Consider the following 26,150-nt stretch of genomic DNA (forward strand, 5'->3'; position numbering starts at 1 on the left):
CAGCCCCTCCGCACGTCTCACCCCTCCTCTCCGATCGGAGCCCCCGTGACCTCCCTTCCCGGCCTGGCAGGACCGCCGGTGTCCGCCGGCACCTCCCGCTCCTCGGGCTCCGGCCCCCGGCCCCTCACGGGGGCCGCAGCCGCCACCGCACTCCTCACCGCGTACGAGCCGGGCGACCACTGGTTCTTCGCCTCGCCCACCCGCACTCTGCTCGCCCACGGCGCCCGCTTCGAAGTACCGCAGGACGAACGCCCGCCGGCCGCACGCGTGTCGGAGCTGCTCGCGGAGCGGCGGAGCAGCGGTGACCGTGCGGCGCTCGTCGTCGGCACGGTGCCCTTCGACCGCTCGGCCCCCGCGCTGCTGGCCGTACCGCACACGGTGAGCTGGGCCCCCGCCCTGCGGGACGACCCGCTCATCGCACTGCCCGCGCCCGCCTGTACGCCGCCGGCCGGCGGCTGGACGGTACGGGAGGTGCCCACCGCCCGCCAGTACGCCGCATCGGTGGCGTCCGCCGTCCGCCGGATGCGGGCCGGTGAGTTCAGCAAGGTGGTCATCGCCCGCACCCTGGAGCTGACGTCCGCCGCCGAGCCCGACATCCCGGCCGTGCTCCGGAGACTGGCCGGGTCCGACCCCGGCGGCTACACCTTCGCCATGCCGTCGGGCCCCGGCCGTACGCTGCTCGGCGCGAGCCCCGAACTGCTGGTGTCCCGGCGTGGATCCCGCGTGGTCGCCAACCCGCTGGCCGGGTCGGCGCCCCGCAGCGCCGATCTCGCCGAGGATGTGCGCCGGGCGTCGGCGCTGCTGGACTCCGCCAAGGACCTGCACGAGCACGCGGTGGTCGTGGACGCCGTGCGTGCGGCGCTCGCCCCGTACTGCGCACACCTCGACGTGCCCGCACGTCCCACTCTGGTGCGCACCGCCACCATGTGGCATCTGTCGACCACCCTGAGCGGGGAGGTGCAGGACCCGGCCGTCTCCGCGCTGGAGCTGGCCGGTGCGCTGCACCCGACACCCGCCGTGTGCGGGACCCCGACCGCGCGCGCCCGTGAGGTGATCAACGAGCTGGAGCCCTTCGACCGGGGCCACTACACCGGGATGGCCGGGTGGTCCGACGCGAGCGGCGACGGCGAATGGGTCGTCTCGATACGGTGCGCCGAAGCGCAGGGGCGCCGACTGCGCCTGTACGCGGGCGCGGGGGTCGTGCCCGGCTCGTCGCCGGAGGCCGAGACGGCGGAGACCGCAGCCAAGTTCCGTACCTTCCTGGACGCCTTGGGGGTCGAGCAGTGAGCCCCGCGGTCGAGGGAGCGCCCTCGTGGCCGCAGGAGTTCGCCGAGCGCTACCGGGCGGCAGGCTACTGGCGCGGCGAGACCTTCGGCGGGATGCTGCGCGAGCGGGCCGCGGAGCACCCCGACCGGATCGCCGTCGTGGACCCGGCGGGCGAGCGGCGGGCCTGGACCTACCGGGAGCTGGACGAGCGGGCCGACCGGCTGGCCGCCGGATTCGCCGCCCGGGGCATCCGCAAGGGCGACCGTGTCGTCGTGCAACTGCCCAATGTCGCGGAATTCTTCGAGGTCGTCTTCGCTCTCTTCCGGATGGGCGCGCTGCCCGTCTTCGCACTGCCGGCCCACCGGGAGCTGGAGATCGGCTACTTCTGCTCGTTCACCGAGGCGGTCGCGTATGTCGTGCCCGACACGCACGCCGGCTTCGACCACCGCGCCCTGGCCTCGGCCGTCCGCACCGAAGTACCCACGCTGCGCGAGGTGTTCGTGGTGGGCGAGCCGGGTGAGCACACCGCGCTCACCGATGTGCCCCGTGAGCCGGACGGCCACGGCGGGAGCGAGGGGAGCGACGGGCCCGCCCCGGACGACCTCGCCTTCCTCCAGCTCTCCGGCGGCAGCACCGGAGTGCCGAAGCTCATCCCGCGCACGCACGACGACTACCTCTACTCGCTGCGCGGCTCCAATGAGATCTGCCGGGTCGACGAGGACTCCGTGTATCTGGTCGCGCTGCCCGCCGCGCACAACTTCCCGCTCAGTTCACCCGGTTCGCTGGGTGTGCTGTACGCGGGCGGGCGGGTCGTCCTGTGCCCGCAGCCCGATCCGGCCACCGCTTTCCCGCTGATCGAACGGGAGGGCGTGACCCTCACCGGTCTGGTGCCGCCCCTCGCCCTGGTCTGGACGGATGCCGGGCCCGGCACACCGTACGACCTGTCCAGCCTGCGGGTGCTGCTGGTGGGCGGCGCGAAGTTCAGCGAGGCAGCGGCCCGCCGGGTGCGGCCCGCACTGGGATGCGCCCTGCAGCAGGTCTTCGGGATGGCCGAGGGCCTGGTCAGCTACACACGGCTCGACGACCCGTGCGAGACCGTGGTCACCACCCAGGGCAGGCCCATCTCACCGGACGACGAGATACGCATCGTGGACGACGCGGACCGTGAGGTGGCTCCGGGCGCCACAGGCCATCTGCTCACCCGGGGCCCCTATACGATCCGCGGCTACTGGCGCGCCCCGGAACACAACGCGCGCGCCTTCACCGATGACGGCTTCTACCGCACGGGCGACGTGGTCCGCAGGACCCCCACCGGACACCTCGTCGTGGAAGGGCGGGCCAAGGACCAGATCAACAGGGGCGGCGAGAAGATCGCGGCGGAGGAGGTCGAGAACGTCATTCTCGCCCACCCGGCCGTGCACGACGTGTCCGTCGTCGCGATGGCGGACGGCTACCTCGGCGAACGCAGCTGCGCGTACGTCATCCTGCGCCGGGGCGCGGAGCCGCTGAAGCCCACCGCCGTGAAGAAGTACGTCCGCGAACGGGGCCTGGCCGCCTACAAGGTCCCCGACCGGGTCGAGTTCGTCGACGCCTTCCCGCAGACCGGGATCGGCAAGGTCAGCAAGAAGGACCTGCGTACCGCGGCCGCCCCGGGAACCACCGCACCCCCGCACCACCGAGAGGCTTCCGCCATGGCACTTCCCGCCATCACCCCGTACCCCATGCCCACCACGGACGAGCTGCCCGCGAACCGCGTCGAGTGGACCGTCGACCCGGACCGGGCCATGCTGCTCGTGCACGATCTGCAGAACTACTTCCTGGACGCCTTCACCGAAGGCGCTTCCCCGGTCACCGAGCTGCTGGACAATGTGGAGCGCCTGACGACCGAGGCACGCCGCAGAGGCATTCCGGTCGCGTACTCGGCGCAGCCCGGCGGCCAGACGCCCGAACAGCGGGGCCTCCAGCAGGACTTCTGGGGTCCGGGGCTGCCGGACGGCGAGCGCGCGAAGGCCATTCCCGCCGTCCTCGCACCCCAGGTGGGCGACACGGTGATCACCAAGTGGAAGTACAGCGCGTTCGTCCAGACGCATCTGCTCCGGCGGATGCGCGACCTCGGGCGCGATCAACTGGTCGTCGTGGGGGTCTACGCGCACATCGGTGTGCTGATGAGCGCGTGCGACGCCTGGATGCAGGACATCAAAGCCTTCGTGGTCGCCGACGCGGTCGCCGACTTCTCCCGGCAGGACCACGACATGGCCCTGCGCTGGGCGGCCGGCCGCTGCGCCGTCGTCACCAGCACAGACGCGCTTCTCAAGGAGCTCTGAGCGGTCATGGCACTCACCGTGGAACGGATCCGCGCGGATGTCGCCGACGCGCTGGGCGAGGACCCGGCGGACGTCCCCCTCGACGAGAACCTGGTCGACTACGGGCTCGACTCCATCCGCATGATGACCCTCCTGGAGGGATGGCGGCGCGAGCACGGGGTGGAAGCCGGGTTCGCGGACCTCGCGGCACGACCCGAGATAGGTATCTGGGCGCCGCTCCTCGGGGCCGGCTCCTGACCGTGCTCCCCGCCGGGGGGGCGGGGGGCGTCGCCCCGTGCGGCGCTACGGCCGGTTCAGCCGAGCTGCAGCACGTGGCTGTGCCGGCTGCCGAAGAAGACCAGCGGGATCCCGTCGGTCGCGCTGGAGAAATCCACCCGCGCGACGAACAGGGTGTGATCGTGGATCCCGATCTCGCGCATCACCTCGCACTCGAACCGGGCGAGGCTCCCCTCAAGCGTGGAAACGTGGTCGCCCGAGACGAAGTCCGGTTCCACGAGCCCGTCGCGCGGGCCGCTGAAGTGGGACGCGTACGCACTCTGCTCCTGGCTGAGCACGCTGACTCCGTACCAGCCGCTCTCGGATATGAGTGAGTGGGTCTTCCCCTTCCGCAGCGAGACCATGACGGTCGGCGGATCGAGGCTGACCGAGGTGAAGCTGTTCACGGTCGCGCCGTGTGTCTTCCCCTCGGCATCGACGGCAGTCACCACGACGATGCCCGTCGCGAACAGAGCAACGGACTTGCGGTACTGGGCCGTGGACACCTCCGGCCTGGACGGTCGCATCGGCGCTCCCCTTTCTCCTGGTGAACGGGACGGCGTTGGAGCGGAGTTCCCCGCCCAGCCATTCAAACTTAGGTTAGCCTAACCTACATAAGACGACTTTCGGGATGCCGCGCACTGACTATCGCGCACCGACCCCCACCTTCCTGATTTCACAAGAACCTCACAACCTCCTTAAGATCTCCCCTAATCTGCCCAGGAGCGCGGCAGCGAGTGGCAACAAGAACCAGGGGGTCGCATGTCTCTTCGGGCTGCACCGAGATCGTCGGAACGCAACGGTGCCCAGGACCGGGAGCACGGCGGGAGGAAGGGGCGCCGGGTCTCCCGAGGGCCGGCGGCGGTCGGGCTGGCGGTTCTGCTCGCGGGCGTCTCCGCGTGCTCCGGCGGGGGCCAGGACGACAGAGCATCAGCCACACCGTCGGCTTCAGCGCGAACAGCCGCTTCTCAGTCCGCCACACCGACCACCACCGCGTCCCCGTCCGCCTCGCCCTCCGCGCCCCCTTCGAAGAAGCCGGCCGTCACGGAGCCCGTGAGCGACCACACCAGCTGGAACCTCCAGAAGGCAGTGGCAGACGTCCGCAAGCACCACGTGAAGTCCGTTTCGTACGCGGACGCGAGCGAGTTGAGGCGCTCCGTGGTGCACACCTACAACTGGAAGGTGTGCACCCAGACACCGTCCTCGGGTGTCTACAGCACGGCCACCACGCTCACGTTCAAGGCCGTGGAGACAGGCGAGTCATGCGCCCACCCACCGCACGCCGTACCCAGCAGCAAGTCCGGCGGTACGTCGGGCAGTACGTCCGGCAGCGGCGGGTCGTCATCATCCGGCGGCGGTAGCGCCGCCTCGGGCGGGAGTACGTCGACGGGCGGCGGCTCCGCCAGGACACAGGTGTGCGGCATCCGGTCCAACGCCGGCAACTGCTACCACGCCGGACAGTTCTGCCGGAACGCCGACGTGGGCGCGACCACCACGGACGCGGCCGGGCGGCGGATCGCGTGCGGCTATTCGGCCGGCGCGAACCGGTGGCACTACTGAGCAGCCGGGTCCCCGGGTACGGGAAGTGTCAGCAGGCTGTCCCGCTGGGCGGAATCCCTTCGACGACCTTGTGCCTTCCGGCGCCGGCTCAGGTCCCTGGCGCCGCCGTGGGGCCGGCGCCGGCCAGGGACCGCAGCCGGTTCAGTTCCCTGGCTCTGTCCACGAACCCCTGGTGCAGATCCTGCGCCGCCTGGGGCACCGAGTCGCCCTTGCGCCGCTGCAGCATCAGCAGCACCCGCGTCGAATCGTCCGCGAGCGGCCGGTGGGTGATCCGGCCGAGCCGCTCCAGCGGGTCGCCGATCACGCTGAAATCCGGCAGTACCGTCACCCCGAGCCCTTCGGCCACCATCAGTTTCCCCATCTCGGCACCGTCCGTCGAGTACGAGAACGCCGGTACACGGCCCGCGAGGAGCCGGTGCACGAACCGGTGCATGACATAGCCGGAGCGCATCGCGACCAGTGGCTCGCCGAGCAGTTCGTCGGCCGTGACCGCCGGGCGGGAAGCGAGCGGGCTGTCGGGGTGCATGCACACCACAGGGCGGCCGCGCAGGAGCCGGGACGTCTCCAGGCCGGCGGGTACGTCGTCGCCGTCCAGGTGGTTGACCAGCCCGAGGTCGAACCCGCCCTCGGCCAGGGCCCGCTGGATCTCCGTCTGCTGTGCTCCGACGACCTCCACCTGGGTGACCGGGTGCGTCGCGCGGAAGTCCCGTACCACGGGCACCAGGAGCGGCACGGTCGCCGCGTTCACCGTGCCCACCCGCACCATCCGGCTGATCCGGTGCTGCTCGCCGGCCGCCGACCGCAGCCGGTCCAGTGCCTCCAGCACGCTCACGATGTGCGGCAGCAGCTCACGGCCCTGGGCGCTCATCGTCGACCCGGACCGCTTGCGGTCCAGGAGGTCGACGCCCAGTTCCCTTTCCAGATTTCTGACCGTCTCGCTCAGCGCGGGCTGCGACAGGCGCAGTTCCTCCGCTGCCCGGCGCAGCGAACCGAGCCGGGTCACCGCAGCGATGTATTCCAGTTGTTCGGTCCGCATCCCAGCAGAATGCGGTTGTTTTTCCCTGCCATTCAAGGGTTTCCCTGTCACAGGTTCGTGAAATTCAATGGTCAGCGCCACAAAACCGGTCGGGTTCCCCTTGACGGTTCTCCCGGCCTGCTGCCAGCATCGAGTTCATGAACAAGCGACAGGGCCTCACGCGACGACGCTACGTCGACCTCGCTCGCGTCTCCAGCGCCTCCTGTCGTGCCTGCGGCCTGACTCGCTGATCCGCCCAGCGGCCTGATTTTCGCTGGTCCGCCGCCTTTTCTGCTCTTCTGCCTCTGCTCCTCCGCGCCCGAGCCCGCGCCCACGCTCGTACCGCGTCCTCGCCCCCGCCGCCCCTACCGGTCGGTGCGGCGGGGTCGCCGCGCGCTGTCGTCACACCGTCCGAATCCGGCTCCCGGCCGAGCCCGCCGTATTCGGCGTGCCTGAAATTCCGAGCATTCCGCAACAGGAGTTCCGCATGCCCGCGCCCCTCACCTTCGCCTACTGGGTTCCCAATGTCAGCGGTGGTCTGGTCACCAGCAAAATCGAGCAGCGCACCGACTGGGGATACGACTACAACCGCGAACTCGCCGTTCTCGCCGAGAACAACGGTTTCGACTACGCCCTCAGCCAGGTCCGGTACATGGCCGGTTACGGCGCCGAGTACCAGCACGAGTCGACCAGCTTCAGCCTGGCCCTGCTGCTGGCCACCGAACGCCTGAAGGTGGTCGCCGCTGTGCACCCCGGTCTGTGGCACCCCGGTGTCCTCGCCAAGCTCGGCGCCACGGCGGACCATCTCTCCCAGGGCCGGTTCGCGGTCAATGTCGTCAGCGGCTGGTTCAAGGGCGAGTTCACGGCCCTGGGTGAGCCCTGGCTCGAACACGACGAGCGCTACCGCCGCTCGGAGGAGTTCATCCGCGCGCTCCGGCAGATCTGGACCGAGGACCATGCCGAACTCGCCGGTGACTTCTACCGGTTGCGTGACTTCTCCCTCAAGCCCAAGCCGCTGAACACGCCCGAGCGCCCCCATCCGGAGATCTTCCAGGGCGGCAACTCCACGGCAGCCCGTGCCATGGCGGGCCGGGTCTCCGACTGGTACTTCTCCAACGGCAAGGACTTCGCCGGGGTCACCGAGCAGATCGAGGACGTCCGCAGGTCGGCCGCCGAAGCGGGCCGAAAGGCCCCGAAGTTCGGCCTCAACGGCTTCCTCATCGCCCGCGACACCGAGGCCGAGGCGCGCGACACCCTGCGCGGAATCGTCGCGCAGGCCGACACCGAGGCCGTCGAGGGCTTCGGCGCGGCCGTCAAACAGGCGGGCCGGTCAGCCGCCGACGGCAAGGGCATGTGGCAGGACTCCTCCTTCGAGGACCTCATCCAGTACAACGACGGCTTCCGTACCGGGCTCATCGGTACGCCGGAGCAGATCGCCGAGCGGATGGTCGCGTACAAGAAGCTCGGCGTCGATCTCTTCCTCCTCGGCTTCCTGCACTACCACGAGGAAGTCGAGTACTTCGGGCGGCGTGTGCTGCCGCTGGTACGCGAGCTGGAGGCCCAACTGCCGGACGACGCCACGGAGTCCGCGCCCCTGTCCGCTTGAGCACACACCCCCCGACTCTCCAGAAAGGACCCCTGATGGCCACCGTCCTGTCCGTCTCCGGCAGCCCCTCCCCCACCTCCCGCACCAGCAGACTCCTGAGCCATCTCGACGCCCGGCTCACGGCCCAGGGCCATGAGGTGGTCCCGCTCGACGTCCGCACCATCCCCGCCGAAGCGCTGCTCGGCGCGGACTTCCGGCACCCCGCGATCGTCCGGGCCACCGAGCTGTTCGCCCGCGCCGACGGGATAGTCGTCGGGACCCCCGTCTACAAGGCCGCCTACTCCGGCGCCCTCAAGGCCCTCCTCGATCTGCTCCCGCAGTACGCCCTGGCCGGCAAGACCGTGCTGCCGCTCGCCACCGGCGGTACGACCGCGCATGTGCTGGCCATCGACTACGCCCTGCGGCCGGTCCTCAGCTCCATGGGCGCCGGGCACATCGTCCAGGGCTGGTTCACCCTCGACACGGACCTCACCGCTCACGAGGACGGCTCCCTCACCGTCGCGCCGGGGGCGAGCGAGGCCCTGACGCAGGTGCTCGACCAGTTCGCGGCGGCCATCGGCCGTACGCCACTGCTGGCCGCGGCGGGCTGAGCCATGGCCGACCACGCCAGGACCGACCCCACCGGGACCGCCCGCGCCAGGACCGCCCGCGCCAGGACCGACCCCACCGGGACCGCCCGCGCCAGGACCGACCCCACCGTCGCCACCCCGGGCGCCCCCGACGGCCCCGTCGCCCCCGCCCACGTCATCGCCGATGACGCGGAGGCCCGCGCGGTCGCCGCGTCGCTGGCCGACGAGTTCCGTACGGACGCCTCGGCCAGGGACGCCGAACGCCGTCTGCCGCGCGCGGAGCTGGACCGGCTCTCCGCGTCGGGCCTGCTCGCCGTCACCGTCCCCGCCGGACACGGCGGAGCGGATGTCTCCGCGGAGACCCTCGCCGAGATCTTCCGGCTGCTGGCCACCGCCGACGCCAGCCTCGCCCAGATCCCGCAGAGCCACTTCGCGTACGTCAACGTGATCCGCCGGCAAGGCACCGACGAGCAGCGGAAGTTCTTCTTCGGCGAGCTGCTGTCCGGGGCGCGCTTCGGCAACGCCCAGTCGGAGGCAGGCACCCGGCACGTCCAGGACATCCGCACCCGCCTGACACCACGGCCGGACGGCTCGTACACCCTGACCGGTGTCAAGCACTACTCCACCGGGGCCCTCTTCGCCCACTGGATCCCGGTCCTGGCCCGCGCCGAGGACGAGACGCCGCAGGTGGCCTACGTGCCCCGGGACGCGCCGGGGCTCACCGTCGTGGACGACTGGGACGGCCTGGGCCAGCGCACGACAGCCAGCGGCACGGTCCGTCTGGAGAACGTACGGGTACCGGCCGACCGCGTCCTGCCGCACCACCTCACTTTCCAGGGGCCACAACTCCACGGCGCTGTGGCGCAGTTGCTGCACGCGGCGATCGACACCGGTATCGCCGGGGGCGCCCTGGCCGAGGCGGCCCGGTTCGTACGGACCACGAGCCGCCCCTGGTTCGAGAGTGGCGCCGAGAGGGCGGCGGAGGATCCCCTGCTGATCCAGCGCTTCGGTGAACTGGCCGTCCGGCTCCGGGCGTCGGAGGCGCTGCTGCGTGACGGTGCGCGGGCCGTGGACGCGGCGCGCGCCGATCTCACGGACGACACGGCGGCCGAGGCGTCGATCGCGGTGGCCGCGGCGAAGGTGCAGGCGGCGCAGACCGCGGTGGAGGTGTCCGGCGCCCTGTTCGAGGTGTCGGGGACCCGCTCGGCTCTCAACTCCCTGAATCTGCACCGGTACTGGCGTGACGCCCGCACCCACACGCTGCACGACCCGGTCCGCTGGAAGGTCCAGCACATCGGACGGTACGTACTCGACAACATCCGGCCGCCCCGCCACGGCCTGCTCTGACATCTCGTCTCCCCTCTCCCGCTGCCTGTCCCGCCCCCGGAACTCCCCGAACGGAGACACCACGTGCCCCTCACCTTCCACTGGTTCCTGCCCACCAACGGCGACAGCCGCCATGTCGTCGGCGGCGGCCACGGCACACCCGCCACCGCCAGCGGACGCGACCGCCCGCCGACGGTCGCCTATCTGAGCCAGATCGCCCGCGCCGCCGAGGATCTCGGCTTCGTGGGCGCGCTCACCCCCACCGGCGCCTGGTGCGAGGACGCCTGGCTGACCACGGCGATGGTCGCCCAGCACACCGAACGGCTGAAGTTCCTGGTCGCCTTCCGCCCCGGCTTCGTCTCCCCCACGCTCGCCGCGCAGATGGCCGCCACCTTCCAGCGGCAGACCGGAGGCCGGCTCCTGCTCAACGTGGTCACCGGCGGTGAGAGCCACGAGCAGCGCGCGTACGGCGACTTCCTCGACAAGGACGCCCGCTACCGCCGCACCGGGGAGTTCCTGGAGATCGTCCGGGGGCTGTGGACGGGCAAGTCGGTCGATCTGCGGGGCGAGTACCTCAGCGTCGAGGACGCGAAGCTGGCCAGGACGCCGGATCCGGTCCCCGAGGTCTACTTCGGCGGCTCATCGCCGATCGCGGGCGAGATCGCGGCCCGGCACACCGACGTCTATCTCACCTGGGGCGAACCTCCGGCGCAGGTCGCCGAGAAGATCGCCTGGATCCGGAAGCTCGCTGCGGAGCAGGGGCGTTCGGTGCGGTTCGGGATCCGGCTGCATGTCATCACCCGGGACACCTCCGAGCAGGCGTGGGCGGAGGCCGACCGGCTGCTGGCGGGTTTCGACCAGCAGACGGTGGCGTCGGTGCAGGCGGGGCTGGCCCGCAGCGAGTCCGTGGGACAGCAGCGGATGCTCGCGCTGCACGGCGGCGGCAGCAGGGGCGGCCTGGAGATCCACCCCAATCTGTGGGCCGGGATCGGCCTGGTGCGCGGGGGCGCGGGCACGGCGCTGGTCGGCAGTCACGCGGAGGTCGCCGAGCGGATCAAGGAGTACGCGGCGCTGGGTATCGAGGAGTTCGTCTTCTCGGGGTACCCGCATCTGGAGGAGGCGTACTGGTTCGGGGAGGGGGTGCTGCCCCGGCTGGCGGCCGACGGTCTGTGGCAGCACCCGTCGGCGCGGGGCGCCGCTCCGGCCGCCCAGGTGCCGTTCACCTGACCGGCCGCCGCGCCGAGGGGGCCCCGCCGACCGGCTGGGCCCCCTCGGTGCGTTCGGTACGCGGGGTTCCGTTCATTCCATGCGCGGCAATCTGCTCATGGCTGAATGTGTACGGCCCGAAGGAGCGCGTGCGACGTGACCGGGGCATAGGCGTATTCCGGGTGACTGAAATCGATTCTTACTGGGCTGTAACTTCCTGCCGCACCCCGCACCCTCTTCAACAAACTGTTGCTTGAGCCACCAGAAGCCGATAGCGTGCCACTCGAAGGCAATCAAGATCCGGCCGGGCGCCGGGTCTTGGAAGGGGCATTTCGATTGGATGCGCATGCGTTAGCGCCGCACCCCGGTCGAATGGCGATCGGATGTGCGGCGGCCCCATGGTGAGTGGGGTTTTCATCGCGACGATTTTCGCGATGGTGGCCGCTCCAGGACCGTCATTCATGGTGCTGGTGAATGAAACACTGCGTTTTGGACGCGGCGCCGGGCTTGTGACCATACTCGGAAGCAGCACCGGACTGCTCATGTGGGCGGCAACCTCCGCTCTCGGCCTGGCCGCGCTGACACAGACCTCCCCACTGGTGTTCACCATCTTCAAGCTCGCCGGCGCCGTCTACCTCTGCTACCTCGCGGTGACGACGGTGCGCAACCGGCGGAACTTCGGCCGCCAACAGGCGGAAGAACCCGAGGAGTCCAGCGCGGGCAGCCTGTGGCGGTCCTACCGATCAGGGCTGGTCACCAGTGCCGCCAACCCCAAGATGGCCACCGTCTATCTGGCCCTGATCCCGCAGTTCCTGCCGGTCGGCGGCGGCACACCCGCCGACGTGATCACGCTCACCGGCGTGCAGATCATGATCAGCGCCTGCTGGTACGCGGTGGTGGTCACCCTGGTCGGCCTGGCGAGGAAGTTGCTGGCCCGGCCCGCGGTCGGGGTGGCGCTGGCCTGGGTGAGCGGGGTCGTCCTGCTGCTGCTCGGACTCCGTACCGCGGTGATGACGGGCCCCATGGCCTAGGCAGCGGGCCCTCATGGGCCGGCGGAACGGCCGGAAAGCGAAGAACAGTTCAGGGAAGAGGGATCATTGTGACGTCTCCCGAAAGAATCGAAACTCCCGATACGCCAGGCGCTCCCGATACGCCAGGCGCTCCCGAGAGGACCGGCGCACAAGTGCGCGGAATCATCGCGTCCGCACTCGGCCCTTCCGCGCCGCCCGATATCGGGCTCGACGACGAGTTGCACGGGCTCGGAATCGACTCGTTGACCATTCTTGAAATCGTTGTCCGAGTCGAGCAGGAATGCGGAATCAAGATCGGTGACAGCGAGATATTCGAGGCCCCGCTGAAACGGGTCGGCGATCTCGTGAAGTTGGTCAAGGCGCACGTGGAAAACTCCTAGAGACGAGGATCGGAACCCATGGTGAATTCGGCAGGAGCCTCGCTGACCGCTGAAGAAATCGTTCCCACGCACTGGTACAACGTGCTGTCCGACCTCACCGGCGTCGAGGACGCGGCGAAACTGCGCCAGGCAAGGCCGGAGACCCGCGGGGACGGCGGCCCGGTCACCCCGCAGATCCCGCTGTCGATGTACCGGCAGAGCATGGGCCGGGAGCGCTTCGTGGAGATCCCGCAGCCGGTGCGCGACGAGTATCTGCGCTGGCGGCCGACCCCGCTCCACCGGGCCCGCCGCCTGGAGAAGCTGCTCGACACCCCGGCCCGCATCTACTACAAGTACGAAGGCACCAACACCACGGGCAGCCACAAGCTCAACACCGCGCTGGCCCAGGCGTATTACTACAAGCAGGCAGGCATCACCAGCCTGACCACCGGCACCGGCGCCGGCCAGTGGGGCTCGGCCCTCGCGGTCGCCTGCCGCATCTTCGGCCTCAAGTGCACCGTCTACATGGTCCGGGTCAGCTACGACCAGAAGCCGTACCGCCGGATCATGATGGAGATGAACGGGGCCGAGGTCATCTCCAGCCCCCACAAGGACTCCGAGGCCGGCCGCGCGGCGCTGGCCCGCGACCCGGACACCGACGGCAGTCTGTCCATCGCCAACGCGGAGGCTTTCGAGCACGCCCGCCAGGTGGAGCGCTGCAACCTCTCGGTGGGCAGCGGCGAGAACCACGTACTGCTGCACCAGACCGTGATCGGGCAGGAGGCCGTACGGCAGTTCCATGCCATCGGCGACTTCCCCGACGTGGTGATCGGCTCGGTCGGCGCCGGCAGTAACTTCTCCGGTATCTCACTGCCGTTCTTCCACGAGAAGGTGCGCGAGGGCCTGGACACCCGGTTCGTCGCGGTGGAGCCGGAAGCCTGCCCGAAGCTCACCAAGGGCCGTTACGCCTGGGACTACAACGACTACACCGGCATCACACCGATGACCAAGATGTACACCCTGGGACACACCTTCGTCTCCCCCGGCATCCACGCCGGCGGCCTGCGCTACCACGGCGCCGCGCCGCTGGTGAGCGCGATGTACCACCAGAAGCTGATCGAGGCGGTGGCCTACCCGCAGCGCCCGGTGTTCGAGGCCGGCATCACCTTCGCCCACGAGGAGGGCATCATCCCGGCCCCCGAGTCGGCCCACGCCATCCGGGGCGCGATCGAGGAGGCGCTGCAGGCCAGGAAGGAGAGGAAGGAGCGGGTCATCCTGTTCAACCTCAGCGGCCACGGGCTGCTCGACCTGTCGGCCTACCAGCAGTTCCTCAGCGGGAACATGACCGACATGGCGGCATCGGACGAGTTGATCGCCGCCTCGCTCGGCCGGCTCCCGGCCATGACCGACCTGGGCGCCGCGGCGCGCTGAGGACGAACTTTCCAGATGGGGGGTGGCAGGTCGTGCGACACGTTACCGACGAGGTGCTCAACGTCGCGATCGTGGGCACCGGCCCACGCGGGATCTCGGTGTTCGAGCGGATCGCGGCCAATCTGGCGGACCGGCCGGAGCCACGGAACGTCAGGATCTGGCTGATCGACGCGGTGCAGCTGGGGGCCGGCCGTATCTGGCGCACCGACCAGGAGACCTGCTTCCTGATGAACACGGTGGTCGGTGAGATCAGTATGTTCTCCGGGGTCTCCGACGGCGGCCCGTGCCGGCCGGGCGCCGGCCTGTCCTTCCAGCACTGGTTACGCACCCAGTCGGATCCGGCGCTGTCGGGTCTCGGCCATGACGACTACGCACCCAGGTACGCCTACGGCCGCTACCTGCGGTATGTGTACGACGCGGTGGTGCGTGGCATGTCCGGGCTCGGCCAGGTCGTCGAAGTGGCCGGCAGGGTCACCTCGTTACGCGAGAACGGGAACAGCTACGAACTCCAGGTGTCCACTCCGGACAGCGATCCGGGCAGTGATCCGGACGGCCCGCAGACCCTGACCGTCGACGCGGTGGTGATCGCCACCGGGCACGCCAGGGCCGAGCCGGCGGAACACCGGCCCGAGCTGGCGCGGTTCGCCGGGCGCGGACCCGGACTCCGTTATCTCAGCGGGGACTCGGCGGCCGATCTGGACCTGGCCTCGGTCGCGCCGCGCTCCGCGGTCGGTGTCGTGGGGCTCGGCCTGTCCTTCTACGACATCCTGATGTCCTTCACCATGGGCCGCGGCGGGAAGTTCAAGGAGACCGTCGACGGAACGATGTTCTACGTGCCGGGCGGCAAGGAGCCCCGGGTGGTGGCCGGTTCACGCAGTGGGCTGCCGATCCGCTCACGGGGCCGCAACCAGAAGGGCGTGACCGGCCGCTCCGCGCCCCGGTTCCTCACCTCGGCCGCCGTCGGCCGGCTGCGCGAGCGCAATACCGCGCACCGGGGCAGCCCGGCCCTGGACTTCGACCAGGACGTGCTCTGCCTGCTGCAGGCCGAGATCAACCACGTGTACTACACCACCCAGGCCAGGGCCCAGCACGGGCCGGAGCGTGCCGAGGCCGTCGCCGCCGAACTGCACGCGCTCGGCCCCGATCTGGCGAGCTGGCGCGAGGTGGCGCTGAGCCACGGGCTCGACGACGTGGACCCGGTCGACCTGGACCGGCTGTCCAGACCGCTGCACCCGAAACGGTTCGAATCGGGTGACGCCCTCGTCGCCGAAGTACGGCGCATCCTGCTCGCCGACGTCACCGAGGCCGGGCAGGGCAACATCGACAGTCCGCTCAAGGCCGCGCTGGACGCCATCCGGGACTCCCGTGAGGTGCTGCGGCACGCCGTCGACTTCGGCGGCCTGACCCCGGGGTCCCACCGGGCCGACTTCCTCGGCCGGTTCGTCTCCCGGACCTCGCCGCTGTTCACCGGACCGCCGCTGGAACGCACCCTGCAGTTCCTGGCCCTGATCGACGCCGGGGTGCTCGAAGTGGTGGGGCCCGACGTGGTGCACGGCTGTGACCCCGGGGCGGGCCGGTTCTTCCTTGAGTCCCCGGCCGTCGAGGGTTCGCGCAGGCACTGCGACGTACTCATCGACTCACGTATCCCGGCCACGGGGCTGGTGCACAACACCGACCCGCTGATGCGGCAGCTCGCCGAGGAGGGCCTGGCTGTCGGGTTCGTGCACGACGGCGCCGGAGAGGTCTTCGAGACCGGCGCCCTGCACATCACACCGGCCGAGCGCCGGGTGGTCACCGCCGGAGGCCGCCCGCACCGGGCCGTGTACGCGCTGGGCATCCCCACCGAGGGGGTGTGCTGGTTCACCCAGATCGGCAACGGCCGGCCGGGCGTGCCCACCTCGTTCTCCAGGGACGCCGACGTGATCGCGCTCAGCGTCCTGCGCCGGGCCAGGTCCAGCGCCTTCCAGTGATCGACGCCTTCCACCGATTGGGGATCAGCTGTGCCGGGGCAAGACGACGCGTACCGGGAGTTCCGGGCCGCACGGGACCTCCTGCTGCACCACGCCGACGACCAGGAGGCAGCGCGCAAGGCGTTCCGGTGGCCGCGGCCACAGTGGTTCAACTGGGCGATCGACTGGTTCGACCGGATCGCCGAGGGCAATGACCGGGTGGCCCTGCGCATCGTCGGGCAGGGCGAGCTGACGTTCCAGGAGCTGTCCCGGCGCTCCGGCCGGGTCGCCGACTGGCTGCTGGCACAGGGCGTGCGCCGGGGCGATGTGGTGATGCTGCTGATGGACAACCGGATCGAGCTGTGGGAGCTGATGCTCGCACTGATCAAGATCCGGGCCGTGGTCGCGCCCGCGTTCATCACCATCGCGCCGGAAGAAGTGCGCACCAGGATCCGCAGGGCCGGGGCCCGGCATGTGATCGCCGACCACCGGATCGTGCCGGGGCTCGCGGTGGACGGGCTCGGCACGAAGATCGTCGTGGGCGGCGAGGGCGGGCACGAGGGCTGGGCCGACTTCGCCGCATCGGCCGGGCACAAGGGCCGCTTCGTACCTGAGGGCCCCACGAGCGCCGACGAGCCGCTGTTCTACTACTTCACCTCCGGCTCCACCTCGCGGCCGAAACTGGTCGTGCACACACACGTCAGTTACGCCATCGGGCATCTGGCGAGCATGTACTGGAACGGCCTGAAGCCGGGAGACGTACACCTCAATGTCTCCGCTCCGGCCTGGGCGAAGTACCCGTGGAGCTCACTGTTCGGGCCGTGGAACGCCGAGGCCACCGTGGTGTCCATGGACAGCGCCGGCGCGACCCCGCAGCGGCTGCTCGATGTACTGCGGACCGGTGAGGTCACCAGCTTCTGCGCGCCGCCCAGTATCTGGCGGGCGCTGATCAGGACCGGGCTGCCCGGCGGACTGCCCGAGCTGAAACACGCGGTCAGCGTCGGAGAACCGCTCATGGGCGATGTGGTCGAACAGGTCCGCGCGCTCGCCGGGGTGACCGTCCGCAACGGGTTCGGGCAGTCCGAGGTCACCGCGATGGCCGGGGTCACCGCCTCGTCCACCGCGGACCCGGTGTCCATGGGGCACCCGCTGCCGGGGTACGACCTGGTGGTGGTCAGGCCAGGCACCGACGAACCGGCGCGGGAAGGGGAGTTGTGTCTGAGCCTGGCCGACAGACCCGTCGGCATGATGCGCGGTTATCTGGACCCGGAGGACAACGTCGGCAGCCACACCGGGGGCGGGCTCTACCGGACCGGTGACCTGGCCCGCTGGGACGAGGACGGCTCCCTGGTCTATCTCGGGCGGCGCAAGGACATGTTCGAGGGGCCGGGCGGGGTACGGGTCGCGCCCCTCGAACTGGAGCATGTGCTGGTGCTGCACCCCGCCGTCGCCGAACTGTCCGTGGTGCCGGTGTCCGAGGGCCAGGAGCTGGTCCCCAAGGCGTACGTCGTGCTCTCCGCCGGGTGGAACGCCAGCCGGGCCACCGCCGAGGTACTTTTCGCGCATCTGCGGGAACGCCTTCCGGCGGCCGCGCTCGTGCGGTTCCTGGAGTTCGTGGACGACCTGCCGCGTACCGAATCGGGCAAGGTCCAGCGCGAGGCGGTCCGGCTGCTGCGGCGGTCCCGCCAGGCCGAGTTCGCCGCCGGGCTGCCCGCCGCCCAGGCATAGGGGCCGGGGCGTGGGCGCTCAGGGACCGGGCGGCGGGGCCTGGCGGGAGACCACGAGAGCGAAGGAGTGGCCGGCGGGGTCGGCGTACAGCCTGACATCGCGCCGGCCGCCGTTGTTCTTGGTGTCGAGGGGCCGCGCACCGAGGCCGATCGCCTCGCGCTCCGCCTCGTCCATGTCGGCCTGGGACACCAGGATGCGAAGGTGCGCCTGCGAGGCGTCGTCGGGCCGTGGCCAGCTCGGCGGGGCGTAGCCGTGGTCCTTGCGGACCGCCAGATGGACGCCGTGGTTACCGATGACCTCCATGACGTCGGGGTCGGCACCCATCCGCGTCTCGGCGCCGAGCAACTGCGCGTAGAAATCCGCGAGTTCTGCCTGCTCGGAACAGTCCAGTACGAGCACCGTCGTTTTCGGAACCGCCATGGTCCTCCTGCTTTCGCTCTCCGGCCCGGCCCTGGTCGCTGGCTTCGCCGGGTTCTCCGGGCTCGCTGGGGAGGCGTCTACCCCGCCCGGGAGGGCGCACGCCCGCGCCCCCGGCCGGAGGAGTGCGGCCGGGGGCGCTTCGGCGGGAGCGGTCAGTGCTGAGCCCGCCGCCGTCGGACCAGTACCACCCCGGCGATCACCAGCAGCAGCGCGCCGCCCGCGGCGTAGAGGACGGCCGCCGGGGCGGCGCCCGCCCCGGCGGCCCTGCCGCGGGCCCAGGCACCGGGCGCGGCCGGGACGGGGCCGGTCTCGGGGGCGGAACCGGCGGCCGGGGTGGGGTGGCCGGTCGCCGGGGCGGGGTTCCACGGCAGGTACGAGCACCGTTCGCCCGAGATGTGGATGTATGCGGGGGCGCGCCAGGTGTCCGCGTCGTTGATGACGGCCGCCGGTCCCCCACCGGTCAGTGGCGGCCTGCCGGACGGGCCTTCGAGCGGGCTGTACGAGCGCGAGCCGGGGATGAGGCTGCGCGGATCGGGCACCGGCTGCCCCTCGCCCGCTGTTCCGACGAGAAGCGCGGTCGGGTGGTAGTCCACGGGTGCGCCGAACACACTGGGTGTGTGCAGTGCGACGTGGTAGCCACGCCCGGTGGGGGCGCCACCGGCCAGGGCCCTGTCACGCTCGGTGGGTGCGGCGCTCGGGCACATGGCGCAGGCGGTCACGGAGAGAAGGCTGGTGCGACTCATGCCCGGCACGTTAAGCACACGAATGACGGCTCACCGGGGTGTCGGGCGCTGTCGGACGCGAACGCCCTCCGCACGGGTGCGCCCGGTCCGCCGGATGGCCGCTGCCCGCTCCGCCTGCCCGGTCAGCTGACGCCGCGGATGCGCCGGACCGCGGGGATACCGAGCAGCGCGAGCACGATTCCGGAGACGAAGAGCGCCGGATAGTTGCTGCCGCCGCCGGTGCCCAGCAGGGTGGGTGCGTAGATGGGCACCAGGGAGCTGGGCAGCGTGACCGCGATGTTGACGACGCCCATGTCCTTCGCGGCGTCCTTCTCGCTCGGCAGCACGGAGCTGGGCAGGGTGTAGTGCCCGCTGTAGAAGAACCCGTTGCCGAGGCCGAGCACGATCGCGCCGGTGAACATGCCGGTCATCGAGCGTGTGGTGATGAGGACGAGGAATCCGGCGACCGCCAGGATCCCCGCGCAGACCATGTAGAACTTCCGCCGGTGGAACCGGTCGGCCAGCCATCCGGAGACGAGCGCCGTGAGCGCGCTCGTGCCGTTGACGACCAGGGTGAGGACGAAGGTCAGTCCGGGGAGCCTGGATTCGCTGATGTGGAGGTAGTCGGACAGGTAGTAGACCTGGTAGGTCACGAACGTCATGATCGCGGTGGAGACCAGCAGGATGCTGAGGACCGCCCAGCCGAAGTCGGGGCTCTTGCGCGGGTTGAACCAGAAGGTACGGACGAACTGGCCCGCGTTCCAGGGCTGTTGGTCCGCCGGGTCGAGTCTGCGGTCCTTGAGCCTGGCGCACAGCAGCAGCACGGTCACCGCGGCGATGGCCATGGGCACCAGGATCATCGCCCGGGGTGCGGTGGTCGCCAGGCGCTGCGCGATCCAGGTGCCGAGGATCAGACCGACGGGATAGCAGATGCCCATCAGGCCGCCGACGACTCCGCGTTGGCGTACGGGGATCTGGTCGGGGAGTACGGCGACGAGCGGGGCCAGCAGGGCGTTGAAGAAGATCTGGGCCACACACCAGCCGATGAGGACCGTGCCGGTGTTCGCGGCGCCCGCGACGAGCGCCAGGCCCGCCGCGCCCCCGATGAGGCCCACGATCATCCAGGGGCGGCGCATACCGAACCGCGAGGTGGTGCGGTCGCTGAGCTTCCCGAAGAGCGGGTTGGCGATGACGGCGCACAGCGCACCGACGCTGAGCACCAGGGAGAGCGATCCGACCTTGCCCGCGGGGTCGATCTGCTGGATCTTCAGCGCGAGCGAGACGACGGACGGGGTGATGATCGCGACGTAGCTGCCGAAGAGAGCCAGGATGTAGACGGCGATGAAGGACGCGCTCGCACGCGCCGGCGGCGCGGGGGCGGATGGCGGGGGCTCATCAGACGGTGTCTCGCCTGATGGGGGCTCACCTGTGAACTCGGGTGAGCTGACGACTCTGTCACTCATGGACGGCCTTTCGACGGGCCTACGCGACTCGGGGGTACGGCTGTAGGGCGTACGGCCTGCAAGGGGTACGGATGCCGGTGCGTACGGCGGCAAGGCATGGCTGAGCGGCGCGGCGCGGCGCGCCGCTCAGCGCGCGTGAGGTGCCGTGACGGGCGAGGTGCCGTTACGGGAAGACGGTCGTGAGGGACTGCTCGATGAACTCGCGGGCTGCCGTGATCTCCGTGACCGGGTCGGCGACCGCGTCCAGTTCCAGCAGCGCGAGGTCGGTGAAGCCGATCTCCCGCATGAGGCGGCCCCAGGCGAACCAGTCGACGGAGCCGGCGCCGACCCTGCGGAAGTACGCGCGGTGGCTGTCGTGGATCGAGTCGTCGATGGGAACGCGCAGCGGCGCGGGGCCGGTCGCGTCCTTCCAGTGCGAGATGACGACCCGCTCGCGGTGCCGGGAGACGATCTGTGTGGGCTCACCGCCCGACAGAGCCAGATGCCCGGTGTCCGGGCACAGGCTGACGAACAGCGGGTCGGTCAGGGCCATCAGCAGGTCGACGTCGCGGGCCGTGCAGAAGGTCGAGTGCGCCTCGGTGTGCAGCGCGGTGGTCACGCCTTCCTGGAGGCTGGCGTGGCCGACCACATGGGCGATGTCGGCGACGTTCTTGAGGAAGTCGAAATCGTTGAACTGCGGGGGCTCGGCGTTCCACGTCGTCCGCATCGGGGGTGCGGCGACCAGCACATCACCGCCTGCCTCCTTGATGAAACGGGCGTAGGCGGCCGCGCTGTCGGCTATCTCACCGCGGTCGGCGTCCGGCTGCCAGCTGCCTTCGAGGTAGAAGGCGCTCTTCAACTCCATGCCACGGCCGTCGAGTTCCTTCTTGAACTCGGCGGCTGAGCCGAAGGCGCGGCGGATGCTGCCGATGTCGGCCGGGCCGAAGGTGACCTCGAGGCTGGTGATGCCCGCGGCCGCGGCCGCGTCGAGGATCTTGCGCCAGATCGCTTCGGGGTCGCGGTCCGAAAGCTCCTGGATGGCCTTCTCGTCGGGCAGGTTCCAGAACGACGGGTTGTAGAAGGTGATCAGGTCGACGCCGAACTTGGGTGCGGTGCTGCTCATGCGGGTGTCTCTCCTCCATGACGTACGGGATGTGCGGGGCGCGCCGGCTGCACCAGGGGTGTGCGGAGTGCGCCGGTGATGGCGTCTACTGGGTCCTGGCCGCGGGCCGCTCGGCTGTCGAGGTGAGTTCCACGACCTGCCGCGAGCCGCTGGACGTCTCCACCGCTTCGAGCGCTTCCAGTACGTGGAAGGCGAGTTCGGCCGATGCCCGGTGCGGTGCGCCGTCGACGGCGCCTGCCAGGTCGTCGACTCCGGCGCCGCGGAGCATCTGGACGTCCATGTCGAGCGGGCCGGACGGCGGAAAGACGGGCGGCAGGGTCCGCCACTGCTCCTCGCGGTTGCCGCGGAGCCGTACGTCGCCGTCGAAGCCGTTGGGGTCGGGGATCGTGAGGGTGCCGTCGGTGCCGTAGACCTCGATGAACGGCAGATGGTGGTTCCATACGTCGAAGCTCATCTGGAGCGAGCCGATGACGCCGGAAGAGAAGCCGATGACGGCCGCCGCGTGAGTGGGTGTGGTCACCTCGATGCTCTCGACCGTGCGGCCGGGGCTCGTCACCTCCCGTACGGGCGCGCCGATCCGGCTCAGACCGGAGACGGTGGCGATCGGGCCGATGAGGTTGACCAGGCTCGTCAGGTAGTACGGGCCGAGGTCGAGTCCGGGGCCGCCGCCGGGCGCGAAGAGGAAGCCCGGGTTCGGGTGCCATGTCTCGGCCTTGCTGTGGGTGACGAAGGCCGTCACGCCCACCGGCTGCCCGATCAGGCCGTCGTCCAGGGCCTTGCGGGCGGTCTGGGCGGCGCTGCCGAGGAAGGTGTCGGGGGCCGAGCCGAACAGGACGCCGCATTCGCGGGCCAGCGCGGTCAGCGGCGCGGCCTCGGCGACGGTCGCGGCCACGGGCTTCTCGACGTAGACGTGCTTGCCCGCCCTGAGTGCCTGGGCGGAGACCGCGGCGTGGGCGAGCGGCGGGGTGATGTTGACGACGATGTCCACCCCGGGGTCGCCCAGCAGCGCGTCGACCGATGCGTACGCCCTGATCCCGTGGTCCGCCGCGGCCTTGAGCGTGCGGGCGTGGTCCAGGTCGGCGCAGCCGGTCAGCCGCAGCCGCGGGTAGCGGGCCATGCCGTTGACGTACCTGTCGAAGATGTTGCCGGTGCCGATGATGCCGACACGGGCGGGCCTGGTGGCTGAGAAGGTCACGGATTGCTCCACATCGCTGATGCTTGTTGACGGGTTTCGGTACGGCCTGTCAGCCGACGATCAGGGGGCGCAGGGTGCGGTGGGCGATGTCCAGGCCCTGCTTGACACGGGTCTCGTCGCCGCCCCAGACGGGGTCCTCGTGTTCGACGGAGAGCGTGCCGGTGAAGCCGGCCTCGTACAGCCGGTCGACCACACGCGCCCAGTCGACCTGGCCGAGGCCGGGCACGCGGTAGCGCCACCAGCCCATGTCCCAGGGGTTGCCGCCGCGGTCCACGGCCGGGCCGAAGTGGCCCCAGCGCTGCCGGTCGCCCGGACGCAGCTCCACGTCCTTGGCCTGGGCGTGCGCGATGTGCCCGATGTAGGGCGCGATGGTCTCCACCGGGTCGATGCCGATCCAGGTGAGGTGCGAGGGGTCCCAGTTGAGGTACAGGCCGAGGGAGAACATCCACTCCCACAGCTCGGGCGAGTAGGCGAGGTTGCCCGGGTAGCCGTCGGGGTGCCAGCCCTCCATCACACAGTTCTCGATCAGGAGTTTCACGCCCCGCTCGCCCGCGTACTCGACCAGCGGCGGGAAGACCTTCTCGGCATCGGCGAGATTCTGTGCGACGGAGCGGTTCCAGTCGCGGCCGATGAACGTGCCGACGCAGGGCACCTCCAGGGCCGCCGCCGCGTCGATCGCGTGCCGCAGATGGGTACGGATCTCCTCGCGCCGGCCCGGGTCCGGGTGCAGGTTGTTCTCGTAGTACGCCAACGCCGAGATGTCCAGGCCGTGTTGGGCCAGCATCGTGCGGGTCGTATCGGCATCGCGGGGGCCGAACCGGGCCACCGGGAGGTGCGCGGCCTCGAAGTCCCGCCCTCCGGTGCCGGGCCATACCGCGACCTCCAGGGCCTCGTACCCGCGTGAAGCGGCCCAGCCGGCGATCTGCTCCAGCGAGAGCTGTGGGAGGCAGGCGGTCAGCATTCCGAGTTTCATACGGCGTACTCCTTCGGGGTCGGGCCGTTCGCGGGGGCCGGGCCGGTCACGGGGGCGGGGCAGTTCGCGGGGGCCGGGCCGGTCATGGTCACCGCGCCGGGCGCCTCGCCGACCGTCGTCCAGGCCGACGAGCGGGACGACGCGACGACCGCTTCGACGAGCCGCGCCGAGCGCACCCCGTCGGCGGCGACCGGCAGCCCTTCCGGTGCGCCGCCGTCGGCCGCCGCGTAGGCGTCGGCGACGAACGCGCGGAAGCAGTCCGCGTATCCCTGCGGATGCCCCGCGGGCAGCGTGGCCAGCCGGCGCTGCTCGGGGCTGCCCCGGCCGGGGTCGCGGGCCAGTACCGTGGCCCCTTCGGGGGTGCCGAGCCATACGGTCTCGGGTTGTTCCTGGTCGAAGACGGCGCTCGATCCGGCGCCGTCCAGTTCGAACCAGAGGCGGTTCTTCCGGCCGGCCGAGACCTGCGAGACGGTGAGCGTGCCCAGGACGCCTTCCGTGGTGCGCAGCAGTACGGCCGCCGCGTCCTCGGTACGGACCGGCGTACGGGGTGCGCCTGGCGTGTCATCGGCGGGGCGCTCGGGGACGGTGGTCGCCAGCTGGGCCGAGACCTCGCTGAAGCGCACTCCGGCGACCCACTCGACCAGGTCGCACCAGTGCGATCCGATGTCGGCGAACGCCCGGGACGGCCCGCCGCGTTCGGGGTCCACCCGCCACCCTCCGGCGTCCGCGTCGAGCATCCAGTCCTGCAGATAGCTGCCGTGCAGCAGTTGCCAGGCCCCGAACTCGCCTGCCGCTGCCCGGGCCCGGATCTCGCGGACGAGCGGGTGGTAGCGGTACACGAACGGCACGGCCAGCAGACGTCCGGTCTCCTGCGCGACGGCGGCCAGCCGTTCGGCGTCGGCCACCGAAGTGGCCATCGGCTTCTCGCAGATGACGTCTTTCCCGGCGCGCAGCGCGGCCTCGGCCTGGGTGGCGTGCAGGGCGTTCGGGGTGCAGATGTGCACCACGTCCACGCTGTCGTCGGCCAGCGCGGCCGCCAGATCCGGATAGCCGTACGGGAGCCCCCACTCGGTGGCGACCCGCGCGCCGCCCTCGGGTGAGGAGGCGACCACCCCGCGCACTCTCCCCCCAGCGGCACGCACCGCCTGGGCATGGACACCGGCGATCATGCCGGTGCCGACGATGGCTGCGCCCTTGTACCCGCGGGACATCTGAAGGACCTTCCTGTTGCTTTCGTTCTGCCGGACAGGAGATGCGTTCCGCGGTCCGACGAATTCCAGCCTCATTCAGCCCGTTGACAAGCACAAGACGCCGCTTTTAGTTTTCTGTAGTGCATAAAGACGGCGACAACGAGAGCTTCGATGCCTTGGGCGATGCGGCTCCGACAGGTCCGGCGCTGAGCGGTCCAGCCCCAAGTAGTCCGGCTCCGACCGGTGCGGCCCCGGGCCGTCCGGCCGCGCACGCGAACTCCGCGACGGTGGCTCTGCGCCGGATCCTCGGCGCCGTGGCATCGGGTGAGGCGACCAGCCGCGCGGAGATCGCCCGCCGCACCTCACTGGCGCGCTCCACGGTGGGACAGCAGGTGGACCAGCTCCTGCGCCGCGGCATCCTGGAGGAGACCGAGGTCGGCGCGTCGGTGCGGGGCCGGCCGCCCAAGGAGCTCTCGATCAGCCCGCACGCGGGCACCATCGCCGTCGCCGATGTGGACGTCAGCGAGACCCGGGTGGTCATCGCCGACCTCAGCCGCCGGATTCTCGCCCGTGACGTGGTCGCCGTACCGGTCGAGGCCGGCCCGGCCCAGGTGCTCGGCGCGGTCACCGACCGGCTGGGCGAACTGCTCAGGGAGCACGGCCGGGGCCGGGAATCGGTGCGCGAGGTCGTCGTCGGGCTGCCGGGCCCGGTGGACTTCCAGCACGGCTGCGCGGTACGGCCGCCGATCATGCCGGGCTGGGACGCCTTCGGCGTCGGCGCCTATCTGCGCGAGCGCTTCCACGCCCCCGTGGTGGTCGACAACGACGTGAATCTGATGGCACTCGGCGAGGCCGAACGCCATGACGTCGACCCGCCGCTGCTCGTGGTCAAGGTCGGGGCCGGAATCGGGGCCGGAATCATCACCGCCGACAGCCGGGTGCACCGCGGCGCGGACGGCGCGGCGGGCGACATCGGCCATCTGCGGGCGTCCAGCCACTCCGACGCCCTGTGCAACTGCGGCAAGACCGGCTGCGTGGAGGCCGTGGCCTCCCACCACGCCGTCCTGCGCGACCTCGGTTTCCACACCGGCCCCGGCGACGCGGCGGCCGGCTCCAGGCTGCTGGCCGAAGCCGTGGCCAACGGCGACCCCAGGGCGCTCTACCGCATCCGGCAGGCCGCCACCGAGATCGGCGAAGTCGTCGCCATGCTGGTGCACATGTACAACCCCCGCACCCTGGTGCTCGGCGGCCCCATGAGCGAACAGCGCGACGAGCTGCTGTCCGGTGTACGTGCCGTGGTCTACCAGCGGGCCCTCCCCCTGGCCACCCGCAGACTGACCATCACCACCACGGACCCCGGCTCCGAACCCGGCCTGACCGGCGCCGTCGCCCTGGCAGCCCGCGACATCTTCAGCCCCGACGGCATCACCCGCCTGCTGCGGTCACACCCGCACGGCTGA

24 protein-coding genes and 1 pseudogene are annotated in these 26,150 nt (G+C 70.8%); 16 read left to right on the forward strand and 9 right to left on the reverse strand.

Going from position 1 to position 26,150, the window contains the following annotated elements:
- Nucleotides 1–78 precede the first annotated feature (78 nt).
- From OG510_RS06520 to OG510_RS06535, 4 genes and pseudogenes are all read left to right on the forward strand, one after another.
- On the forward strand, nucleotides 79–1,287 hold the full coding sequence (locus OG510_RS06520) for an isochorismate synthase (protein ID WP_406142316.1): 1,209 nt from the start codon (nucleotides 79–81) through the stop codon (nucleotides 1,285–1,287).
- Nucleotides 1,284–2,936: pseudogene (locus tag OG510_RS06525) on the forward strand ((2,3-dihydroxybenzoyl)adenylate synthase); the annotation flags it as partial. The gene OG510_RS06520 and the pseudogene OG510_RS06525, both read left to right, overlap by 4 nt.
- 114 nt (nucleotides 2,937–3,050) lie before the next feature.
- On the forward strand, nucleotides 3,051–3,590 hold the full coding sequence (locus OG510_RS06530) for an isochorismatase family protein (RefSeq protein WP_406142317.1): 540 nt from the start codon (nucleotides 3,051–3,053) through the stop codon (nucleotides 3,588–3,590).
- A 6-nt stretch (nucleotides 3,591–3,596) separates the two neighbouring features.
- Nucleotides 3,597–3,827: a phosphopantetheine-binding protein gene (locus OG510_RS06535; protein ID WP_406135813.1), complete on the forward strand. Its 231-nt coding sequence runs from the start codon at nucleotides 3,597–3,599 to the stop codon at nucleotides 3,825–3,827.
- Nucleotides 3,828–3,883: 56 nt separating this feature from the next.
- Here OG510_RS06535 and styB read toward each other — a convergent pair whose 3' ends face one another.
- Nucleotides 3,884–4,372: a styrene monooxygenase NADH-dependent flavin reductase subunit StyB gene (gene styB, locus OG510_RS06540; RefSeq protein ID WP_406135814.1), complete on the reverse strand. Its 489-nt coding sequence runs from the start codon at nucleotides 4,370–4,372 to the stop codon at nucleotides 3,884–3,886.
- A gap of 526 nt (nucleotides 4,373–4,898) precedes the next feature.
- Here styB and OG510_RS06545 point away from each other — a divergent pair.
- Complete coding sequence (locus tag OG510_RS06545; RefSeq protein ID WP_406135815.1) at nucleotides 4,899–5,405, forward strand: hypothetical protein; 507 nt, start codon at nucleotides 4,899–4,901, stop codon at nucleotides 5,403–5,405.
- A gap of 88 nt (nucleotides 5,406–5,493) precedes the next feature.
- On the opposite strand, the gene OG510_RS06550 is transcribed toward OG510_RS06545, so the two are convergent.
- Complete coding sequence (locus tag OG510_RS06550) at nucleotides 5,494–6,441, reverse strand: LysR family transcriptional regulator (RefSeq protein ID WP_406135816.1); 948 nt, start codon at nucleotides 6,439–6,441, stop codon at nucleotides 5,494–5,496.
- Nucleotides 6,442–6,578: 137 nt separating this feature from the next.
- Here OG510_RS06550 and OG510_RS06555 point away from each other — a divergent pair, with 137 nt between their 5' ends.
- From OG510_RS06555 to OG510_RS06600, 10 genes are all read left to right on the forward strand, one after another.
- Nucleotides 6,579–6,671 (forward strand): putative leader peptide, encoded by a 93-nt coding sequence (locus OG510_RS06555; protein ID WP_406135817.1) that lies wholly within the window; start codon nucleotides 6,579–6,581, stop codon nucleotides 6,669–6,671.
- Nucleotides 6,672–6,907: 236 nt separating this feature from the next.
- Nucleotides 6,908–8,026: a dimethylsulfone monooxygenase SfnG gene (gene sfnG, locus OG510_RS06560; RefSeq protein ID WP_406135818.1), complete on the forward strand. Its 1,119-nt coding sequence runs from the start codon at nucleotides 6,908–6,910 to the stop codon at nucleotides 8,024–8,026.
- A 35-nt stretch (nucleotides 8,027–8,061) separates the two neighbouring features.
- Nucleotides 8,062–8,616: an NADPH-dependent FMN reductase gene (gene ssuE, locus OG510_RS06565; RefSeq protein WP_406135819.1), complete on the forward strand. Its 555-nt coding sequence runs from the start codon at nucleotides 8,062–8,064 to the stop codon at nucleotides 8,614–8,616.
- A 3-nt stretch (nucleotides 8,617–8,619) separates the two neighbouring features.
- The gene (locus OG510_RS06570; RefSeq protein ID WP_406135820.1) at nucleotides 8,620–9,942 is read left to right on the forward strand and encodes an SfnB family sulfur acquisition oxidoreductase; all 1,323 of its coding nucleotides are present in this window, start codon (nucleotides 8,620–8,622) and stop codon (nucleotides 9,940–9,942) included.
- Between the two features lie 63 nt (nucleotides 9,943–10,005).
- Nucleotides 10,006–11,148, forward strand: coding sequence for an LLM class flavin-dependent oxidoreductase (locus OG510_RS06575; RefSeq protein ID WP_406135821.1), 1,143 nt, complete (start codon nucleotides 10,006–10,008; stop codon nucleotides 11,146–11,148).
- Nucleotides 11,149–11,561: 413 nt separating this feature from the next.
- Nucleotides 11,562–12,158 (forward strand): LysE family translocator, encoded by a 597-nt coding sequence (locus tag OG510_RS06580; RefSeq protein ID WP_406142318.1) that lies wholly within the window; start codon nucleotides 11,562–11,564, stop codon nucleotides 12,156–12,158.
- A gap of 152 nt (nucleotides 12,159–12,310) precedes the next feature.
- Complete coding sequence (locus OG510_RS06585; protein WP_406135822.1) at nucleotides 12,311–12,538, forward strand: acyl carrier protein; 228 nt, start codon at nucleotides 12,311–12,313, stop codon at nucleotides 12,536–12,538.
- A gap of 18 nt (nucleotides 12,539–12,556) precedes the next feature.
- Nucleotides 12,557–13,948: a TrpB-like pyridoxal phosphate-dependent enzyme gene (locus OG510_RS06590; protein WP_406135823.1), complete on the forward strand. Its 1,392-nt coding sequence runs from the start codon at nucleotides 12,557–12,559 to the stop codon at nucleotides 13,946–13,948.
- A 32-nt stretch (nucleotides 13,949–13,980) separates the two neighbouring features.
- The gene (locus OG510_RS06595) at nucleotides 13,981–15,918 is read left to right on the forward strand and encodes an FAD/NAD(P)-binding protein (RefSeq protein ID WP_406135824.1); all 1,938 of its coding nucleotides are present in this window, start codon (nucleotides 13,981–13,983) and stop codon (nucleotides 15,916–15,918) included.
- 30 nt (nucleotides 15,919–15,948) lie between these two features.
- Nucleotides 15,949–17,625 (forward strand): AMP-binding protein, encoded by a 1,677-nt coding sequence (locus OG510_RS06600; RefSeq protein WP_406135825.1) that lies wholly within the window; start codon nucleotides 15,949–15,951, stop codon nucleotides 17,623–17,625.
- An 18-nt stretch (nucleotides 17,626–17,643) separates the two neighbouring features.
- Here the strand turns inward: OG510_RS06600 and OG510_RS06605 are convergent, their stop codons facing one another.
- From OG510_RS06605 to OG510_RS06635, 7 genes are all read right to left on the reverse strand, one after another.
- Nucleotides 17,644–18,045: a VOC family protein gene (locus OG510_RS06605; protein ID WP_406135826.1), complete on the reverse strand. Its 402-nt coding sequence runs from the start codon at nucleotides 18,043–18,045 to the stop codon at nucleotides 17,644–17,646.
- A 152-nt stretch (nucleotides 18,046–18,197) separates the two neighbouring features.
- On the reverse strand, nucleotides 18,198–18,788 hold the full coding sequence (locus tag OG510_RS06610) for a hypothetical protein (protein ID WP_406135827.1): 591 nt from the start codon (nucleotides 18,786–18,788) through the stop codon (nucleotides 18,198–18,200).
- A gap of 122 nt (nucleotides 18,789–18,910) precedes the next feature.
- On the reverse strand, nucleotides 18,911–20,230 hold the full coding sequence (locus OG510_RS06615; protein WP_406135828.1) for an MFS transporter: 1,320 nt from the start codon (nucleotides 20,228–20,230) through the stop codon (nucleotides 18,911–18,913).
- 163 nt (nucleotides 20,231–20,393) lie between these two features.
- A complete protein-coding gene (locus OG510_RS06620; RefSeq protein WP_406135829.1) occupies nucleotides 20,394–21,332 on the reverse strand; it encodes a sugar phosphate isomerase/epimerase family protein in 939 nt (312 codons plus the stop codon).
- An 85-nt stretch (nucleotides 21,333–21,417) separates the two neighbouring features.
- Nucleotides 21,418–22,527: a Gfo/Idh/MocA family protein gene (locus OG510_RS06625; protein WP_406135830.1), complete on the reverse strand. Its 1,110-nt coding sequence runs from the start codon at nucleotides 22,525–22,527 to the stop codon at nucleotides 21,418–21,420.
- A gap of 49 nt (nucleotides 22,528–22,576) precedes the next feature.
- Nucleotides 22,577–23,500, reverse strand: a complete 924-nt coding sequence (locus OG510_RS06630; RefSeq protein ID WP_406135831.1) for a sugar phosphate isomerase/epimerase family protein — start codon at nucleotides 23,498–23,500, stop codon at nucleotides 22,577–22,579.
- Nucleotides 23,497–24,711 (reverse strand): Gfo/Idh/MocA family protein, encoded by a 1,215-nt coding sequence (locus OG510_RS06635; protein ID WP_406135833.1) that lies wholly within the window; start codon nucleotides 24,709–24,711, stop codon nucleotides 23,497–23,499. Before OG510_RS06635 ends, OG510_RS06630 begins: the two co-directional genes overlap by 4 nt.
- A 266-nt stretch (nucleotides 24,712–24,977) precedes the next feature.
- Here OG510_RS06635 and OG510_RS06640 point away from each other — a divergent pair, with 266 nt between their 5' ends.
- Nucleotides 24,978–26,150 carry an ROK family protein gene (locus OG510_RS06640; protein ID WP_406135834.1) on the forward strand — a complete coding sequence of 391 codons (1,173 nt, stop codon included), beginning with the start codon at nucleotides 24,978–24,980 and terminating at the stop codon, nucleotides 26,148–26,150.

Origin of the sequence: Streptomyces sp. NBC_01089, assembly GCF_045162975.1 — a bacterium.
In the GTDB taxonomy this organism is placed as follows: domain Bacteria; phylum Actinomycetota; class Actinomycetes; order Streptomycetales; family Streptomycetaceae; genus Streptomyces.